Origin of the sequence: Stenotrophomonas sp. NPDC077461, from assembly GCF_049545475.1 — a bacterium.
In the GTDB taxonomy this organism is placed as follows: Bacteria; Pseudomonadota; Gammaproteobacteria; order Xanthomonadales; family Xanthomonadaceae; genus Stenotrophomonas; species Stenotrophomonas nematodicola.
This window is the reverse complement of sequence record NZ_JBMWDO010000003.1, coordinates 153,987-171,605: the sequence shown is the minus strand read 5'-3', so window position 1 is coordinate 171,605 and position 17,619 is coordinate 153,987. Positions and strand designations below refer to the sequence as shown.

Annotated in this window: 14 protein-coding genes; 9 read left to right on the top strand and 5 right to left on the bottom strand. The window is 68.5% G+C overall.

Annotation, left to right across the window (positions count from 1 at the left end):
- Window positions 1–17 precede the first annotated feature (17 nt).
- Complete coding sequence (gene betB / locus ACPEH8_RS07385; protein ID WP_017354775.1) at window positions 18–1,490, top strand: betaine-aldehyde dehydrogenase; 1,473 nt, start codon at window positions 18–20, stop codon at window positions 1,488–1,490.
- A gap of 25 nt (window positions 1,491–1,515) precedes the next feature.
- Entirely contained in the window at window positions 1,516–3,189 is a 1,674-nt protein-coding gene (betA, locus tag ACPEH8_RS07380) for a choline dehydrogenase (RefSeq protein WP_017354776.1), read from the top strand.
- A gap of 10 nt (window positions 3,190–3,199) precedes the next feature.
- Here betA and ACPEH8_RS07375 read toward each other — a convergent pair whose 3' ends face one another.
- Window positions 3,200–4,078 (bottom strand): EamA family transporter, encoded by an 879-nt coding sequence (locus ACPEH8_RS07375; RefSeq protein ID WP_017354777.1) that lies wholly within the window; start codon window positions 4,076–4,078, stop codon window positions 3,200–3,202.
- A gap of 58 nt (window positions 4,079–4,136) precedes the next feature.
- On the opposite strand from ACPEH8_RS07375, the gene ACPEH8_RS07370 reads away from it, so the two are divergent.
- The gene (locus ACPEH8_RS07370) at window positions 4,137–4,457 is read left to right on the top strand and encodes an AsnC family transcriptional regulator (RefSeq protein WP_423666416.1); all 321 of its coding nucleotides are present in this window, start codon (window positions 4,137–4,139) and stop codon (window positions 4,455–4,457) included.
- On the opposite strand, the gene ACPEH8_RS07365 is transcribed toward ACPEH8_RS07370, so the two are convergent.
- Both ACPEH8_RS07365 and ACPEH8_RS07360 read right to left on the bottom strand, forming a co-directional pair.
- Window positions 4,352–4,840, bottom strand: a complete 489-nt coding sequence (locus ACPEH8_RS07365) for a LuxR family transcriptional regulator (protein WP_423666414.1) — start codon at window positions 4,838–4,840, stop codon at window positions 4,352–4,354. The genes ACPEH8_RS07370 and ACPEH8_RS07365 overlap by 106 nt on opposite strands.
- A gap of 57 nt (window positions 4,841–4,897) precedes the next feature.
- Window positions 4,898–5,377, bottom strand: a complete 480-nt coding sequence (locus tag ACPEH8_RS07360) for a VOC family protein (protein ID WP_026070565.1) — start codon at window positions 5,375–5,377, stop codon at window positions 4,898–4,900.
- A gap of 276 nt (window positions 5,378–5,653) precedes the next feature.
- On the opposite strand from ACPEH8_RS07360, the gene fhuE reads away from it, so the two are divergent.
- Window positions 5,654–7,825 carry a ferric-rhodotorulic acid/ferric-coprogen receptor FhuE gene (gene fhuE / locus ACPEH8_RS07355; RefSeq protein ID WP_017354780.1) on the top strand — a complete coding sequence of 724 codons (2,172 nt, stop codon included), beginning with the start codon at window positions 5,654–5,656 and terminating at the stop codon, window positions 7,823–7,825.
- Between the two features lie 135 nt (window positions 7,826–7,960).
- The gene (locus tag ACPEH8_RS07350) at window positions 7,961–8,578 is read left to right on the top strand and encodes a M23 family metallopeptidase (protein ID WP_051008559.1); all 618 of its coding nucleotides are present in this window, start codon (window positions 7,961–7,963) and stop codon (window positions 8,576–8,578) included.
- Window positions 8,579–8,624: 46 nt separating this feature from the next.
- Here ACPEH8_RS07350 and ACPEH8_RS07345 read toward each other — a convergent pair whose 3' ends face one another.
- Both ACPEH8_RS07345 and ACPEH8_RS07340 read right to left on the bottom strand, forming a co-directional pair.
- On the bottom strand, window positions 8,625–9,251 hold the full coding sequence (locus tag ACPEH8_RS07345) for a LysE family translocator (protein WP_136005085.1): 627 nt from the start codon (window positions 9,249–9,251) through the stop codon (window positions 8,625–8,627).
- A 177-nt stretch (window positions 9,252–9,428) separates the two neighbouring features.
- The gene (locus ACPEH8_RS07340) at window positions 9,429–12,302 is read right to left on the bottom strand and encodes a TonB-dependent receptor (protein ID WP_136005087.1); all 2,874 of its coding nucleotides are present in this window, start codon (window positions 12,300–12,302) and stop codon (window positions 9,429–9,431) included.
- A gap of 317 nt (window positions 12,303–12,619) precedes the next feature.
- On the opposite strand from ACPEH8_RS07340, the gene ACPEH8_RS07335 reads away from it, so the two are divergent.
- The 4 genes from ACPEH8_RS07335 (at window position 12,620) to ACPEH8_RS07320 (ending at window position 17,618) form a co-directional block, all read left to right on the top strand.
- Complete coding sequence (locus tag ACPEH8_RS07335) at window positions 12,620–14,584, top strand: transglycosylase SLT domain-containing protein (protein ID WP_423666412.1); 1,965 nt, start codon at window positions 12,620–12,622, stop codon at window positions 14,582–14,584.
- Window positions 14,585–14,684: 100 nt separating this feature from the next.
- Complete coding sequence (locus ACPEH8_RS07330) at window positions 14,685–15,905, top strand: multifunctional CCA addition/repair protein (RefSeq protein ID WP_136005093.1); 1,221 nt, start codon at window positions 14,685–14,687, stop codon at window positions 15,903–15,905.
- 84 nt (window positions 15,906–15,989) lie between these two features.
- Window positions 15,990–16,955, top strand: coding sequence for a L,D-transpeptidase family protein (locus ACPEH8_RS07325; RefSeq protein ID WP_037590684.1), 966 nt, complete (start codon window positions 15,990–15,992; stop codon window positions 16,953–16,955).
- Window positions 16,956–16,958: 3 nt separating this feature from the next.
- Window positions 16,959–17,618, top strand: a complete 660-nt coding sequence (locus ACPEH8_RS07320) for a M23 family metallopeptidase (protein WP_136005099.1) — start codon at window positions 16,959–16,961, stop codon at window positions 17,616–17,618.
- Window position 17,619: the final 1 nt, after the last annotated feature.

Here is a 17,619-nt window from a genome sequence, read left to right as displayed (position 1 = left end):
GCAAAGGAGTCATCGACATGCCCACCTTCCCCGATCAACTGCTGTACATCGGCGGCCGCTACGTTCCGTCACAGGGCGGAACGACCTTCGAGGTCATCGACCCGGCCAACGGCGAGGTGCTCGCCAACGTGCACAGCGCCAACCGCGACGATCTCGACGCCGCCGTGGCGAGTGCACGGACCGGCCAGAAAGCATGGGCCGCACTGACCACCGTGGAGCGCTCGCGCATCCTGCTGCGCGCGGTGGCCCTGCTGCGCGAGCGCAACGATGCATTGGCCGCGCTGGAGAGCCGCAACACCGGCAAGCCACTGAGCGAAACCACCGCCGTGGACATCGTCACCGGCGCAGATGTACTGGAGTACTACGCCGGCGTGATGCACGGCCTGGAAGGCAGCCAGGTGCCGCTGCGCGACAGCAGCTTCTTCTACACCCGGCAGGAACCACTGGGCGTGGTCGGCGCGATCGGCGCGTGGAACTACCCGATCCAGATCGCCCTGTGGAAGGCCGCCCCGGCGCTGGCCGCCGGCAACGCGATGATCTTCAAGCCCAGCGAAGTCACGCCGCTGACCGCACTGAAGCTGGCCGAGATCTTCACTGAAGCCGGACTGCCCGACGGTGTGTTCAACGTACTGCCCGGCGATGGTGCCGGCGTGGGTTCGGCGCTGACCGAACATCCCGGCATCGAGAAGATCTCCTTCACCGGCGGCACCAGCACCGGCCGCAAGGTGATGGCCAGCGCCTCCAGCTCCACGCTCAAGGAGGTGACGATGGAGCTCGGCGGAAAGTCGCCGCTGATCGTCTGCGCCGACGCCGATCTGGACCTGGCTGCCGACGTGGCGATGATGGCGAACTTCTACAGCGCCGGTCAGGTGTGCACCAACGGCACCCGCGTGTTCGTGCCCAGGACCCGCCTTGCCGCTTTTGAAGGCAAGCTGCTGGAACGTGTCGCGCGCATCCGCATCGGCGATCCGCTGGCCAGCGACACCACCTTCGGCCCGCTCGTCAGCGCCGCACACATGCACCGCGTGCTCGAGCACATCGCCAGCGGCAGGGCCGAGGGCGCACGGCTGGTCTGCGGCGGCGAGCGCCTCACCGACGGCGCGCTGGCCAAGGGCTGCTATGTGGCGCCGACCATCTTCAGCGACTGCCGCGATGACATGCGCATCGTGCGCGAAGAGATCTTCGGCCCGGTCATGAGCCTGCTGGCCTACGACGATGAGGAGGAGGCCGTGCGCCGCGCCAACGACACCGATTACGGGCTGGCGGCCGGCGTGGTGACCCCCGACCTCGCGCGCGCCCATCGCCTCATCCACCAGCTCGAGGCCGGCATCTGCTGGATCAACTGCTGGGGCGAATCGCCGGCACAGATGCCGGTGGGCGGCTACAAGCAGTCCGGCGTCGGCCGCGAGAACGGGCTGGCGACGCTGCGCGCCTACACCCGCACCAAATCCATCCAGATCGAGCTGGACCGCTACGCGTCGGTGTTCTGAACCGGCCCGACAAGGAGACGCTGCCATGAAGCGCGAGTACGACTACATCATCATCGGCGCCGGGTCGGCCGGCAACACACTGGCTGCGCGCCTGACCGAGGACGCCGGCATCAGCGTGCTGCTGCTGGAGGCCGGCGGTCCCGACTACCGGCTGGATTTCCGCACCCAGATGCCGGCTGCACTGGCCTATCCGCTGCAGGGCCGCCGCTACAACTGGGCCTATGAAACCGAGCCGGAGCCGCACATGGACAACCGGCGCATGGAATGCGGGCGCGGCAAGGGGCTGGGCGGCTCCTCGCTGATCAACGGCATGTGCTACATCCGCGGCAACGCGCTGGACTTCGACCAGTGGGCCTCGTTCGATGGCCTGGAGGACTGGAGCTACCACGACGTGCTGCCCTATTTCCGCAAGGCCGAAACCCGCGACATCGGCGCCAACGACTATCACGGCGGCGACGGCCCGGTCAGCGTGGCCACGCCGAAGAACGGCAACAACGTACTGTTCCATGCGATGGTGGAGGCCGGCGTACAGGCGGGCTATCCGCGCACCGACGACCTCAACGGCTACCAGCAGGAGGGCTTCGGCCCGATGGACCGGACCGTGACTCCGCGCGGCCGCCGTTCCAGCACCGCACGCGGCTACCTGGACATGGCCAAGGACCGCGATGGCCTGGAGATCGTGGTGCACGCCACCACCGACCGCATCCTGTTCGACGGCAAGCGCGCGGTGGGCGTGCGCTACCTGGCCGGCGGCAGCGCCACGCCGATCGATGCCCACGCACGCCGTGAAGTGCTGCTGTGCGCCGGTGCGATCGCCTCGCCGCAGATCCTGCAGCGTTCCGGCGTGGGCGCGCCGGCGCTGCTGGCATCGCTCGGCGTGCCGGTGGTGCACGATCTGCCCGGGGTCGGCGAGAACCTGCAGGATCACCTGGAGGTGTACATGCAGTACGCCTGCAAAAAGCCGGTGTCGCTGTACCCCGCCCTGCAGTGGTGGAACCAGCCGGCGATCGGTGCGGAGTGGCTGTTTGCCGGGACCGGCATCGGTGCCAGCAACCAGTTCGAGGCGGGCGGCTTCATCCGCACGCGCGAGGACTTCGAGTGGCCCAACATCCAGTACCACTTCCTGCCGGTGGCGATCAATTACAACGGTACCAATGCCGTCAAGGAGCATGGCTTCCAGGCGCACGTAGGCTCGATGCGCACGCCCAGCCGTGGCCGCGTGCACGCGCGTTCGCTGGACCCGCACGCGCATCCGTCGATCCTGTTCAACTACCAGTCCACCGACCAGGACTGGCAGGAGTTCCGCGACGCGATCCGGATCACGCGCGAGATCATCGCCCAACCGGCCCTGGACGCGTACCGCGGGCGCGAGATCAGCCCCAGTGCCGACTGCAGGACCGACGCCGAGCTGGACGCCTTCGTGCGCGCCCGCGCCGAGACCGCATACCACCCGTCGTGCTCCTGCGCGATGGGCACCGACGCGATGAGTGTGGTGGATGGCCAGGGCCGCGTGCATGGCATGCAGGGCCTGCGCGTGGTGGACGCCTCGATCATGCCGCGCATCATCACCGGCAACCTCAATGCCACCACCATCATGATTGCCGAGAAGATCGCCGACCGCATCCGTGGCCGCGCCCCGCTGCCGCGCAGCACCGCCCCCTATCACGTCGCAGGTGACACCCCCGCACGACAGCGCTGACGCGCCGCTGCTACGCCGGGGCGCCCGGCACCTGCGGGGAGGGCCGCCGGGCGGTCACCGTGCTGCCCACCGACGCCACCACTGTGCAGCCGATCGCGGTCCACTGCAGCGGGGTCAGGTGTTCGGCCAGCAGTCCCATCGCCAGCAGCGCGGCTACCGCCGGCTCCATGCTGATCAGGATGCCGAAGGTCTCCTTCGGCAGCCGCTTGAGCGCCATCATCTCCAGCGACATCGGGATGGCGCTCGACACGATCGCCACGCCCAGCCCGAACAGCAGGATCGCCGGGTCCAGCAGCGCCATGCCGGCATGCGCCACGCCCACCGGCACCACCACAAGCGCGGCCACGCACAGCCCCAGCGACACGGTGTGCCCGGCATGCAGATGGCCCGCGCGCTTGCCGAAGATGATGTACATCGCCCAGCATGCCGCCGCCCCGAGCGCGAACAGCACGCCGACCGGGTCCAGCGGCGCGCCATGCCCCAGCGGCAGAAGCAGCAGCAGCCCGATCAGCGCGCATCCCACCCAGACGAAATCCACCGGCCGGCGCGACGACCACATCGCCACCGCCAGCGGTCCGCAGAACTCGATGGCCACTGCGATCCCGAACGGGATCGTGCGCAGCGCCATGTAGAACATCAGGTTCATCGCGCCCAGGGTGATCCCGTAGCGGACGATCGCGCCGGCATCGGCGCGCGTGGTGGTCCACCGCCACGGCCGGAACACCGCCAGCAGCACCAGCGCCGAGAAGCCCACGCGCAGCGCGCTGGTGCCCTGCGCGCCGATCAGCGGAAACAGCTGTTTGGCAAAGGAGGTGCCCACCGACAGGGCGGTGACCGAACCGAGGACGGCCAGGACGGGAATCAGCGAAGCATGGCGTGAGGTCGACATCGCGCCATCATAGTGCGCGCGGCCCGAAGCAAGGACTCGATGGCAGACGCCTCCCTGCATGTTTCGCGCATCCATGACCGCCGCCCACCGCCCCGACGGCTTCGACCGCGCCATCCCGGCCATCCTGCAGCGCGACAACGCCACGCCGCCGCGCAGGACCACCGACGTCGTGCACCTGTCCGCCCCGGCCGCGCAGCGCCGCATCAAACGCCTGCAGGAGACCGGCATCCTCCGTGCCAGGCGAGGGCAGGACGTGCCGCTCCGGCGGCGTCGTCAGGGTACCCGCGTGAAGTGGATGGTCATCAGGATCGGCTTGCCATCCTGGCTGAAGAACGCCTTGGATTCGGTCATCCGGTCGCGATCCGCGGCCACAGTGTAGATGCGTGTCGAGGCCGGGGTACCGTGGTCGACCAGCTGCATCACCAGCACGTTTGGCGCCGGCATGCTCAGCGAGGCCACGTCCGCGCCGTAGTTGCCGGTGATCGGGCCGGGCGTGCCATCCAGCGGCAGCGTGCTGTCGGCCGTCATCGTGGCGCCCCTGGGGTCGACGATCTCGGCGCGGGTGGACCACCGGCCGTTGCCGGCGTCCTTGAATTCCAGCACCACGCGCCGGGGCCGCTGCGCCACCGGCATCGGCAGCGTGGCCACGTCGATCACCCAGCGGCCGGCCAGCGGCGATACGGCCGGCGTGGCCGCCGTGACCGGCGCGGGACTGGCCTGCAACGCGATGGCGGCCAGGCACGCAATGAACATCCTCTTCATGGATTCTCCTTCTCGGGTGGGCAGGGTGGATCCGTTACCGCGGTGCGGCCGCTGCGCCTAGCCGCGCACGGCGGCCTCGATGCGGGCCACATCGATTCTGCGCATGGTCATCATCGCCTCGAAGGCGCGCCTGGCCACTGCCGGGTCCTTGCTGGTGACGGCCTCGCTGAGCACGCGTGGCGTGATCTGCCAGGACAGCCCCCACTTGTCGCGGCACCAGCCGCAGGCGCTTTCCTCGCCGCCGTTGCCGACGATGGCCTCCCACAGGCGGTCGGTCTCGGCCTGGTCGTCGGTGGCGATCTGGAACGAGAAGGCCTCGCTGTGCCGGAATGCCGGCCCGCCGTTGAGGCCGATGCAGGGAATGCCGGCCACCGTGAAGTCCACCGTCAGCACGTCGCCCTGCCTGCCGGACGGAAAGTCCGCAGGGGCGTGGTGGACAGCGGTGACCGCGCTGTCCGGAAAGGTCCGGGCGTAGAAGGTGGCAGCGTCCAGGGCGGTGCCGTCGAACCACAGGCAGATCGTGTTGCGCGCAATCATGGCGGTCATCCGGGAAGAACCGCGCCCACGCTACGGCGGACGATGTTAAGCCGATGCCGTGGCTGACCGCCCCCGGCGTACCTGAATTGGCAATAGTAATGCTTCCCATTACCATATCCTCACCCCGTCGGTGCCAGGGAGGCACGGCGATCATCGGTCGCGCAGCCACGGTCCTGCTCCGCAGGGCCTCGCCAGCGTCGCACCGTCCCCCACCCACTAGGCAGCGCCTGGCCCTCGAGGACATCGGCCGCGCGTGCCCGCGCCCTGGAACCGCCGATGCCCCGTACGTCCGTTGTGATGCCCCGCCCCCTGCCCCAGCGCCGCCTGTCGCAGGCCCTGTTCGCCGCGCTGTGCGCGCTGTCCACCGCACCTGCCCTGGCCCAGGTCGCCGCCGATGCCACCACGCTGGACAAGGTGGTGGTCAAGGGCGAGCGTGCCGAAGGCTATTCGGTCCGCAGGACCTCCGCCGGCACCCGCTTCGACCTGGCTCCCCGCGAGATTCCGCAGTCGATCAGCATCATCAGCCACCAGCGCATCGAGGACCAGAACCTCGATGACATCATCGACGTGCTGGCCAACACCACCGGCGTGAGCAGCACCCAGTCCGATACCGAGCGGACCGAGTTCTACGCGCGCGGCTTCTATATCGACAGCTACCAGTTCGACAACCTGCCCACGCAGATGGTGCAGAATTGGAGCTACGGTGATTCCGGCCTGGACCTGGCGCTGTATGACCGCGTGGAAGTGGTGCGCGGCGCGACCGGCCTGTTGAGCGGCGCAGGCAACCCGTCGGCCTCGGTCAACCTGATCCGCAAGCACGCCGACAGCGCCGAGCTGACCGGCAGCGTGTCGGTGAACGTAGGCAGCTGGGGGCGCACCCGCTCCACCGTGGACGTGACCACTCCGCTCAACGCCAGCGGCTCGGTGCGCGCGCGCGTCATCGGCAGTTACCTGGACACCGAATCGCAGATGGACCGCTACAACCAGCACAAGACGCTGGGCTATGCGGTGATCGATGCCGACCTGACCCCGGATACCCAGTTGAGCGTGGGCTACGATTACCAGCAGAAGCGCGCCAACGGGGCGACGTGGGGCGGGTTCCCGATGCTGTTCGCCGACGGCAGCCCCACCGGCTACGACGAGGCGTTCAATGCCGCCGCGAAGTGGACCTACTGGGACACCACCAGCAAACGCGCGTTCGCCACGCTGGAGCATGGCTTCGCCAACGACTGGAAGGTCCGCGTCGGCGCCACCCACGATGAGACCCGGGCCGACGACAAGCTGTTCTACCCGGCCTACAACGACTGGACCACGGGCGCGTCGCTGCTGGATCCGGTGACCGGTGCGGGGGTTTCGCCGTCGGCCGGGTTCTACAACACCGAGCGCAAGGTCGACGCGATCGACGGCTTCGTGGAGGGCCCGTTCCAGCTGTTCGGCCGCGAGCACCAGTTCATGGCCGGGCTGAGCTACAACAAGCGCAGGTACGCCAACTATGGCGACTACCAGGTCGGGGGCGAGGGCCGCCCCTGGGACCCGTTCCGCAGCTACCTGGACTGGACCGGCAACATCGCCGAACCCAACTGGAACGCGCTGGCGCTGGCCAGCAAAGGCACCATCACCCAGAAGGCCGGCTACGCCGCCACCCGTCTGTCGCTGGCCGATCCGCTGAAGCTGATTCTCGGCGCGCGCTACACCGACTGGAAGAGCGAAGGCGAAGACGCCGACCGTTCGCACACGGTCACGACCCCGTACGCCGGTCTGGTCTTTGACCTCAGCGACACCTGGAGCACCTACGCCGCCTACACCGAGATCTTCCAGCCACAGACGCTCAAGAAGCAGAACGGCAGCTACCTCGACCCGGTCGACGGCAAGAGCTACGAAGTCGGCGTCAAGGGTGCCTGGTTCGACAACCGCCTCAATGCGTCGCTGGCGGTGTTCCGCATCGAACAGGACAACGTGGGTCAGGCCACCACCCTTCCGGTGGACGGCAGCCTCAACGAGTTTGCCTACATCGCCGCGCGCGGCACGGTGAGCCGGGGTGTCGAACTGGAGCTCAACGGCGAGCTGGCCCCGGGCTGGAATGCCACGGTTGGCGCGTCGCGCTACGTGGCCAAGGACATCAACGATGCGGACATCAACACCAACCTGCCGCAGACCACGATCAAGCTGTTCACCAGCTACACCCCGCAGTCGATGACCGATCTCACCGTCGGCGGCGGCGCGAACTGGCAGAACCGCATCTACTACCCGGTGCCGGCCTACGGTCGCATCGAGCAGGATGCCTACGCGCTGGTCAGTGCGTTCGTGCGCTACCGCATCTCGCCGGCGTTCAGTGTGCAGGCCAACCTCGACAACCTGCTGGACAGGAAATACCTGTCGCAGATCAACGGCTACGGCGCGTACGGCGACGGCCGCAACGGCTCGATCACGTTCACCTGGTCGTTCTGACCGGGCACGCAATGCGCCACGCAGCACACAGAGAGCCGGGCATTGCCAGGCTCTTTGCACAGGGGCATCACGCGTGCGTTGTGTGCACACGCGGCCTGCTAGTCTGTTCCCCGTTCCCGCCGGACACCGACGTCGATGCCCGTGGACCCGCACGCTCCGTCCTCCCCGCCGCCAGGCCCCCACCGCTCGGCCGCCTGGCGCGTGCGCCGCTGGCTGGTGCGGCTGCTGGTGCTGGCCGTCCTTGCCGTGCTGGCGGGTGTGCTGTGGAACAGTCCGTGGGCACAAGCCCCACGCGCGCTGTGGGCGCTGTCGCGGATGGCGCCACCGGAGGCGCTGCCGGTGCCGGTGGACGGTGTCGCGGCCCGGCGCATCGCCGACACCTTCGGCGCACCGCGCGGACGCGACCGCACCCATGCCGGGCTCGACATCTTCGCTCCCCGCGGTACCGCCGTGACCAGCGCCACGCCGGGCATCGTGGCGGACATCCGTGACGGGGGACTCGGCGGTCGCCAGGTCTGGATACTGGGACCGGCGCGCGAGCGCTACTACTACGCGCACCTGGACGGCTGGCGCGAGGGGCTGTCCCGCGGCGAGGTGGTGGAGGCCGGGACCGTGCTCGGCTACGTCGGCGACAGCGGCAACGCCAAAGGCACCCCGCCTCACCTGCACTGGGGCATCTACGGCAGCACGGGAGCCTACGATCCGCTGCCGTTGCTGCGGGCGTGGACCGCACCGGATCGATCCGGTCGTTGATCGACCCACGACATCGCCGTAATACCGGCCGCTGGCCGGCACCTGCTCAGGGCCGCGCGCGCAGCAGCGCCAGCCCGAACCCGATGAAGATCGTGCCGACCACGCGGTCGAACACCTTGCGCAGACCCGGACGGGCCAGGTAGCCGGCCAGGCTGTGGCCACCGGCGGCGTAGACGGCGTACCAGAACACCTCCATCACCGCGAAGGTACTCACCAGCACCACGAACTGCGGCAGCTGCGGCTGGCCGAGGTCGACGAACTGCGGCAGGAATGCCGAGGCGAACAGCAGCAGCTTGGGGTTGCTGATGCCAATGATGAAGCCGTCGCGGAACAGGATGCGGCGCGACGTGGGCGCGATCGCGGCCGGGTTGCCCACGTCCAGCGGCGCGTCGCCGCCGCGCCAGGCGTTGATGCCCAGGTAGACCAGATAGGCCACGCCGGCATAGCGCAGCACATCAAAGACCAGCGGCGAGGCCTTGAGGACCGCGCCCAGGCCCGCTGCGGAAATCGACAGCGCCAGCACCAGCGCGCTCAGGCAGCCGGCCATCGCGGCGATGCTGCGGCGGAAGCCGACGCGCACGCTGCGGGTCATCACGTGCAGCATGTTCGGCCCCGGCGTGCCGCACAGCACGAACACGGTAACGGCGAAGATCCACCAGGTATGCAGGCTCATGACGACCGTCGGTGACAAAGGGGTGCAGTGCGCGCGTGCACGGCACCGCCATGATAGGGCGATGGTCGTCCGCCTGCGCGGCGTGGCCGGAATACGCCATGCGCTTGGCCCGTGGCGGAAACGCACCGGGGCGCCCTGACGGCGCCCCGATGGGTCATTGCCGGGTACGGCTCTGGATCAGAACCGCAGGTCCGCGCGCAGGTACCAGTAGCGGCCACGCGGGATGTCGTAGGTGGACGCGTCGTAGCCGTTGAGCGAGCAGGACAGGCAGATCGGCGGGTCCTTGTCGAACGCATTGTTCAACCCGGCGCTCAGCTGCAGGCCCTTCAGCCAGTCCACTTTGTAGCCCAGCTGCAGGTCGTGGTAAGTGATCGCCGCCAGCTCGTTGGTGCCGGCCACCTGGTTGCTGCACACCGGGAACGCCGACGCATCGCCGCATTCCTCGGTCAGCTTGGAGATGTGGCGCACCGTCCACGACGCATTCCAGCGGCCCAGCGACCAGAGCAGGCTGGCGTTGCTGGTCCACTCGGGAATGGAGCTGTCCACCACTTCCACGCCCGGTTCCTGCGGCTGCCGCTGGCCGGCGGCGCCCAGTGCCTCGTAGCGGCCGACGAAGGTGTTCTTCCAGGCCAGCTTGAACTGGCCGATGTCGCTCTGCGGCAGCGTCCAGAACAGGTCCACGTCCCAGCCGTCGGTCTTGATCGAACCCAGGTTGGTGAGGCGGTTGTTGAAGCCGCTCACCGCGCCGGTGGAAGCGCGGGTGATGCCATCGCAGTACAGCGGGTCCAGGGTGTCCACGCACAGGTCGAGCTGGGTCTGGGCGTTGATCGCCTGGATCGCCCCTTCGATGGTGTGGCGGTAGAACGTCACCTCCACATCGAAGCGCTCGGACCACGATGCATTGCTGCCGAACCACGGGCTCCACACGAAACCGGCACTGAAGCTGCGCGAGGTTTCCGGATCGAGCGCGGGATTGCCGCCGGTGGTCACCGAGATCTGCGAGTTGGCCTGCTGGAAGCCGGCCGGCACCCCCAGCGCGGCGCAGTTGGCGGCGCTGCCGCGCGGCGGCGTACCGCCCAGGCCAACCGAGCACGGGTCGAACAGCTGCAGGTCCGCTCGCGCTGCGGAGCCGTACAGCTCACCGATCGAGGGCGCACGGAAGCCTTCGGCATAGGTGGTACGCAGCACGAAGTCGTTGGTCACCTGCCAGCGCAGGCCGTACTTGGGCGTGAACTCGCCACCGAAGGTGGAGTAGTCCGAGTAGCGTCCGGCCAGGCTGAGGTCGAGCTTCTCGCCGATGGCGCTCTTGGCGAAGATCGGGATGCTCAGCTCCAGGTAGGCCTCGTTGACGTCATAGGAGCCGGACGTGGGCAGAGACGGGACGCCGTTGTAGTACCCGGCCACGGTCAGCGGATCGGGCTGGTACCAGCCTTCGTACTTGCGGTACTCCACGCCGGCCGCGAATGACACCGGGCCGGCCGGCAGGGTGAACAGGTCGCTGCTCAGATTGGCGGTGAACAGGCTCAGTTCGTTCTGGCTGCGGTCGCGTACCACCGGCTGGATCCAGCGCAGCATGTCCGGCGTGATGGTGCCGGGACCGCCGAAGATGTTCAGCGGCACGCAGCCGGCGGTGGCTGCGCAGAGGGCCGGATCGCCCAGCGCCAGGTTGATGTTGTAGATGTTGTAGCTGCCGTAGTTGGTCTGCTCGGCCTTGTTCTTGCTGTACATGCCGTTGACGTCCCAGAACCAGCTGCGGTCGGCCGCCTCGAACTGGCCGACCAGGCCGGTGGCGAAGTACTGGGTCGTCACCTTCTGCTCGAACACGCGCGCGCCGCCCTCCACTGGGCGGCGGCCGATCACCAGCAGATTGTCGGACGAGTCCAGGTCGAACCCGAACGGGTTGTACGGGTTCTGCGCCGAGATCACGATGTTGTCGGCCAGCGGATTGCCGGTAGCGCCGTCGGGGCCGAAGAACAGCGGCTCGGGTGCGGCCTGGTTGGTCGATTCGCGGCGGTTGCCCAGCGCCTTGATGTACCACTGCACGTTGTCGGTGATGTCGAAGCGGAACTGGCCGAAGAGACCTTTGCGCTCGGACGGCGTCAGCACCATGTTGTACTCGGCGAAGTTGAACCGGTCCGGCGTGCCGAAGCAGTGATAGTCGTCCGTACGATCACAGCCTCCGGCGCCATTGAAGACCGGAGACGTAACGCCGTTGTTGGGCGTGAGATTGTGTTCAATGCCCGTGTTTGGATCGATGAAACGGAAACGCCCGGTCGGCGTGGCCGAGCTGCCGAACGACAGGCCGGTGCCAGGAATCGGGAAGCGAGACTGCTCGCGGTCGATCGCATACACAGGGTCCTGCTTGGTCCAGCTGGCGCCGAGGAACAATGTGTAGCGGTCACCGCTGGTGCCCCAGGCCAGGTCCACGCCCTTCTGGGTGCCGTCGCCCTTGCTGTACTCGCCGTAGTTCATCGTCACCTGCGCGCCATCGAACTGGCGGCGCGTGATGATGTTGACCACGCCGGCGATGGCGTCGGACCCGTACAGCGACGATGCGCCATCCTCGAGCACTTCGATGCGCTCCACGATCGCCAGTGGAATGGTGTTGAGGTCGGTGGCCGCGCCCACGCCCGAGGCGGAGGATTCATTGACCCAGCGGATGCCGTCGACCAGCACCAGCACGCGCTTGGCGCCCAGGTGGCGCAGATCGACCTGCGCCGAGCCGGCACCGACACCGCTGCCGTCCGGCGGGAAGCCGAAGTTGCCCGAGGAGTTGAACTTGGCGTTGAGCGCCGAGCCCGAGCCGGTGAGCTGCTGCAGCACTTCGCCGATCGAGTTGAAGCCGGTGCGTTCGATGTCGTCGCGGGTCAGCGTCTGCACCGGCACCTGGCCTTCCACCTCGGCGCGTTTGATGCGCGTCCCGGTGACTTCGATCCGATCCAGATCCGTGGTGGCGCGGGGTGCATCCTGCGCGGCGACGAGCGCCGGAGCAGCCAACAACAGGCACAGCGATACAGCGACCGCCAACGGGCGGCGATGCAGGTCGTTCATTCGCTCTCTCTCCAAAGGAATGTTGGGCTGGACTGCCGTCCCCCCCTGCTGACGGCAGTGTCTCCTTTGTAAACAACCTGTAAATGTCGCGACGTGACGACGACCCCGCTTTCACGTCGTTTCGACAAATCCGAACAGGCGCCGTCGCGCAGCACCGTTCCCTGCGGGCCCACCGGACCGGTCCCGATGCGCAGCCTGTGCAGGTGGCCGGCATCCCCGCGCAGGTGGATCGGACGCGGCGCCGAAGGGCGGTGTTCGTTCATGTTCGAGTCGGCTGGCGCGCACCGCCCTTCACGCCGCGCCGTTATGCTTTGACGATGAATGCACTCCCCCTCTTTTTCCTCGGCACGCTTGCCATCGCCGCAGCCGCAGACGCCGGCGCGCAGTCGCTTGATGCCCAGCGCGCGCAGCTCAAGGCCGCCATCGACAACGCCGAGCGCGGTCAGTACGACCCGGCCCAGGCCGCCGCACTGAGCCGCCACCCGCTGTACGGCTGGCTCGAATACGCCAATCTGCGCCGCACCATCGATACGGTGGGCAATGCCCAGGCGCAGGACTTCCTCAAGCGGTACAACGGCCAGGCCGTGGCATCGAGTTTCCGCAGCGTATGGCTGCCCGCCGTGGCGCGGCGCCAGGACTGGCCGACCCTGCTGGCCAACTGGGTGCCCACCGACAACGTCGGCCTGCGCTGTGCCCAGCTCAACGCGCGCCAGGCCACCGGCAAAGCCGACGCCCAGTGGACCAGTGAGGCCCAGGCGATCTGGCGCAGCACCGGCAAGTCCCTGCCCGACGCCTGCGATGCGGTGTTTGCCGTGCTCGATGCCAAGGGCGGGCTGAGCGCCGAACTGCGCTGGGCGCGCATCGACGCGGCCGCCGACGAGGGCCAGCCGGCGGTGATGCGCAGTGCCGCACGCGGGTTGCCGGCCGCCGATCTGGCGCTGGCCAACACCTACGCCGCGTTCGTCGACAAGCCCAATGCCAGCGCGTTGAACTGGCCGCGCACGGCGCGCAGCCAGCGCATCGCCACCGATGGCCTGGCCAAGCTGGCCAAGGCCGATCCGGGCGCCACCGAGCAGCAATTGCCGCAGTACGCCAGCGCGCTGCAGCTCAGCGCTGTCCAGCAGGCGCAGGTGCTGTACCAGATCGCGCTGTGGACCGTGGCGTCGTACGGGCCCGAGTCCGCCCGACGCCTGAATGCCGTACCCGAATCGGCGTATGACGAACGGCTGCACGAATGGCGCGTGCGCGAAGCGCTGTCGCGCGGTGACTGGCCGCAGGCGCTCACCGCGATCCGCAAGATGGGCAGCACCCAGCGCAACGACTCGCGCTGGCGCTATTTCGAAGCGCGCATGCTGGAGAAGACCGGCAGACGCAGCGAGGCCCAGGCGGTGTACCGTGAGGCCGCACGCGCCGCCACCTTCCACGGCTTCCTCGCCGCCGACCAGCTCGGCCAGCCCTACACGCTGTGCCCGTGGGAGCCCAACGACAGCAGGCAGGCGCAGGCGGCGGTCGCACGCGACCCGGCCATCGTGCGCGCGATGGAGCTGTTCAAGATCGAACGCAGCGGCTGGGCCGTGGCCGAGTGGAACGATGCGCTGAGCCGCTACGACACCACGCAGCGCCGCATCGCGGTGGAGGTGGCGCGTGACAACGGCTGGTTCGACCGAGCGGTGTTCTCGCTCGGCAAGACCCCGGACGAGCAGCGCCTGTACGCGCTGCGCTTCCCGCTCCACCACGACGACACCATCCGCCGCGAGTCGCTGCGCAACGCCATCGACCCGGCCTGGGTGGCGGCGGAAATCCGCGCGGAGAGCATCTTCAACCCGAAGGCGCGCTCGCCGGCCAACGCGATGGGCCTGATGCAGGTCCTGCCCGCGACCGGCGCCAGCGTGGCCAAGTCGATCGGCCTGGCCAACTACGGCGGTGCGGCCAGCCTGTACGACCCGGACACCAACATCGCCATCGGCACCGCCTACCTGCGCCAGCTGATGGACAAGTATCAGGGCCTGCCCTACGTCACCATCGCCGCCTACAACGCCGGTCCCACGCCGACCGCGCGCTGGCAGACGCAGCGGCCGGGCTTTGATCCGGACATCTGGATCGAGACCATCAGCTACAAGGAAACCCGCGAGTACGTGGCGCGCATCCTGGCCTTCAGCGTGATCTACGACTGGCGCCTCAACGGCGACGCGCTGCCGGTCAGCGACCGCATGAACGGGCGTCTGCAGGCCAGGCGCAAGAGCTTCACGTGCGCGGCCAACGCCGACAAGGGCGGCGACTGATCCTCGCCGCGCAGGTGACGCCGACCGCGCGGGCGAGCCTGCCGAGCGCGGGTTGAGCCGCGGCGACCGCGTCCGGGAAGGCCGTGGCATCATTGCCCGCATGAAGATCTATCTTGTCGGCGGCGCGGTACGCGACCGCCTGCTGCAGCGTCCGCCCGGCGACCGCGACTGGGTGGTGGTCGGTGCTACCCAGCCGGACATGGAAGCGCTCGGTTACAAGGCCGTGGGCAAGGACTTTCCGGTATTCCTGCACCCGGACACAGGTGAGGAATATGCGCTGGCGCGTACCGAACGCAAGTCCGGTCGTGGTTATCGTGGCTTCGTGGTGGATGCCGATCCGTCGGTGACACTGGAAGACGACCTGCTGCGGCGCGATTTCACCATCAACGCGATCGCCTGCAACGAGGCGACCGGCGAGCTGGTCGATCCCTATGGCGGCCTGCGCGACATCGAGCAGCGCGTGCTGCGCCACGTCGGGCCCGCATTCGTCGAAGACCCTGTGCGTGTGCTGCGCGCGGCACGCTTCATGGCGCGTTTCGCCCCCCTGGGATTCACCGTGGCCGACGAGACGATGGCGCTGATGCGGCAGATCGCCGAGAGCGGCGAGCTCGACATGCTGGTGCCCGAGCGGGTCTGGCAGGAGCTGCGCCGGGTGCTGGCCTCGAACCGCCCCTCGGCGTTCCTGCGCACCCTGCACGATGCGCACGCACTCGGCCCGATCCTGCCCGAACTGGAGGCGCTGTACGGGGTGCCGCAACGCGCCGAGTTCCATCCCGAGGTGGATACCGGCGTGCACCAGGAGATGGTGAGCGACATGGCCGCACGGCTGGCGCCGGGAGATGATCTGGTCGGCTTTGCCGCGCTGACCCACGACCTCGGCAAAGGCCTGACGCCACCGGAGGAATGGCCGCGCCATATCATGCACGAGCAGCGCGGGCTGGCCCCGCTGCGGGCGCTGTGCGACCGGCTGAAGATCCCGCTGGAGCACCGCCAGCTCGCCGAAGCGGTATGCCGCGACCATCTCAACGTGCACCGCATCGACGAGCTGCGCGACGCCACCGTGCTCGAGCTGCTGGCGCGCTGCGACGCCTTCCGCCGCCCCGAGCGCATCGCACGGATCGCGGTGTGCTGCGAGGCCGACAAGCGCGGGCGGCTGGGCTTCGAGGAGAGCGACTACCCGCAGGGCGCCACGCTTACGCGGCTGCACCAGGCTGCCCTCGCTGTGCAGGCGCGCGACCTGGATACACAGGGGCTCGCCGGCCCCGCCATTGGCGAGGCGCTGGCACGGGCCCGCATCAAGGCGATCAGCGCGGCACGCTGACCGCTCATCCGGCAGTCAGCCGTTTCACGCCGGGTGCGCAGCGCAGTGGGGCATGGTGAGACCCTGTTCCTGCTGGAGTTGCCGATGATCCGATGCCTGCCTGCCCTGCTTCCGATGGCGCTGTGCGCGGCGCTGGCGAGCGCCGCACCGGCCATCGCGCAGACCCCCGCCCTGCCCACGCCGATTGCTGAAACCGCGTCGGTGCCGACCGGGCCGCGGTCGGACCTGCATGCGCAGGTGCTGCTCGACCGCGCGCACTTTTCCCCCGGCCAGATCGATGGCCTGCCCGGCTCCAACCAGAAGCGCGCAGTGTCCGGCTTTCAGGCCGCCCACGACCTGAAGGTGACCGGCGAGCTGGATGACGCCACGTGGCAGGCACTGCAGGCCGACCGCGTGGACGTGCTGGCGCGCTACACCTTGACCGCCGAGGATGTCGCCGGCCCCTTCCAGCCGGTACCGGACACCCCGGCCGCGCAGGCCAAGCTGAAAGCCCTGGGCTTCGCCTCCGTGGAAGAGGCCCTTGGCGAGCGCTTCCATGCCGATCCGGTGCTGTTGCGCACGCTCAATCCCGGTGTCGATTTCAGCAAGGCCGGCACGGCGATCCAGGTGCCGAACATCGCGCCGTCCACCCTGCCCAAGGCGGCCAGGCTGGTGATCGACAAATCCGAGTCGACGCTGCGCCTGTTCGACGCGCAGGGCAAGGTGTACGCGCAGTTCCCGGTGTCGTCAGGCAGCCGGCACGATCCACTGCCGATCGGCACCTGGAAGATCCTCGGCATCTCGCGCGATCCGACCTTCCACTACAACCCCAAACTGTTCTGGGATGCGCGCAAGGGCGAAGGCAAGGCCACCCTGCCGCCGGGTCCGAACAATCCGGTCGGCCGCGTCTGGATCGACCTCTCCAAACCGCACTACGGTCTGCACGGCACGCCCGAGCCGGGCCACGTGGGCAAAACCGAATCACACGGCTGCGTGCGCATGACCAACTGGGATGCGCTGCAGGTTGCCGACGCGGTGGATGCGTCGGTGCCGGTGGTGATGCAGGAGTAGACGATGAAGACCGGACTGCTGCTGGCGGTGGGACTGGTGACCGGCGTGCTCGGCGTATGGGTGCTGGCGCCGCCGGCCGCCCCACGGGCATCGACTTCACCCGCAGAGGTGGCGCATTCCGCTTCCGCACCGGCCGTGGCGGCGGCAACGGCATCCGCTGCCGCGCCACCGATCACGCCTGCCGCGCCTGCCGTCTCCGCGCCGGCAGCGTCCGCACCCGCCGGCAGCCTGCTGCTGCCGGTGCAGGGCATCGCCGCCACCCAACTGCAGGACACCTTCACCGATGCGCGCAGCGAAGGCCGCGTGCACGATGCCATCGACATCCTTGCCCCCGCCGGTACGCCGGTGCTGGCGGTGGCCGATGGCACGGTGGAAAAGCTGTTCGACAGCGAACGCGGCGGACTCACGCTGTACCAGTTCGAGCCGAGCGGACGCTACTGCTACTACTACGCGCACCTGCAGCGTTATGCCGATGGCATTGCGGAGAAAAAAGCGATCCGGCGCGGCGAGGTGATCGGCTATGTCGGCAGCACCGGCAATGCGTCACCTGACGCGCCGCACCTGCATTTCGAGATCCACCGTCTGGGCGCGGAACGGCAATGGTGGAAGGGCGAGTCGCTCAATCCCTATCCCGTGCTGCGCGGTGACGTCACGCTGGACTGAG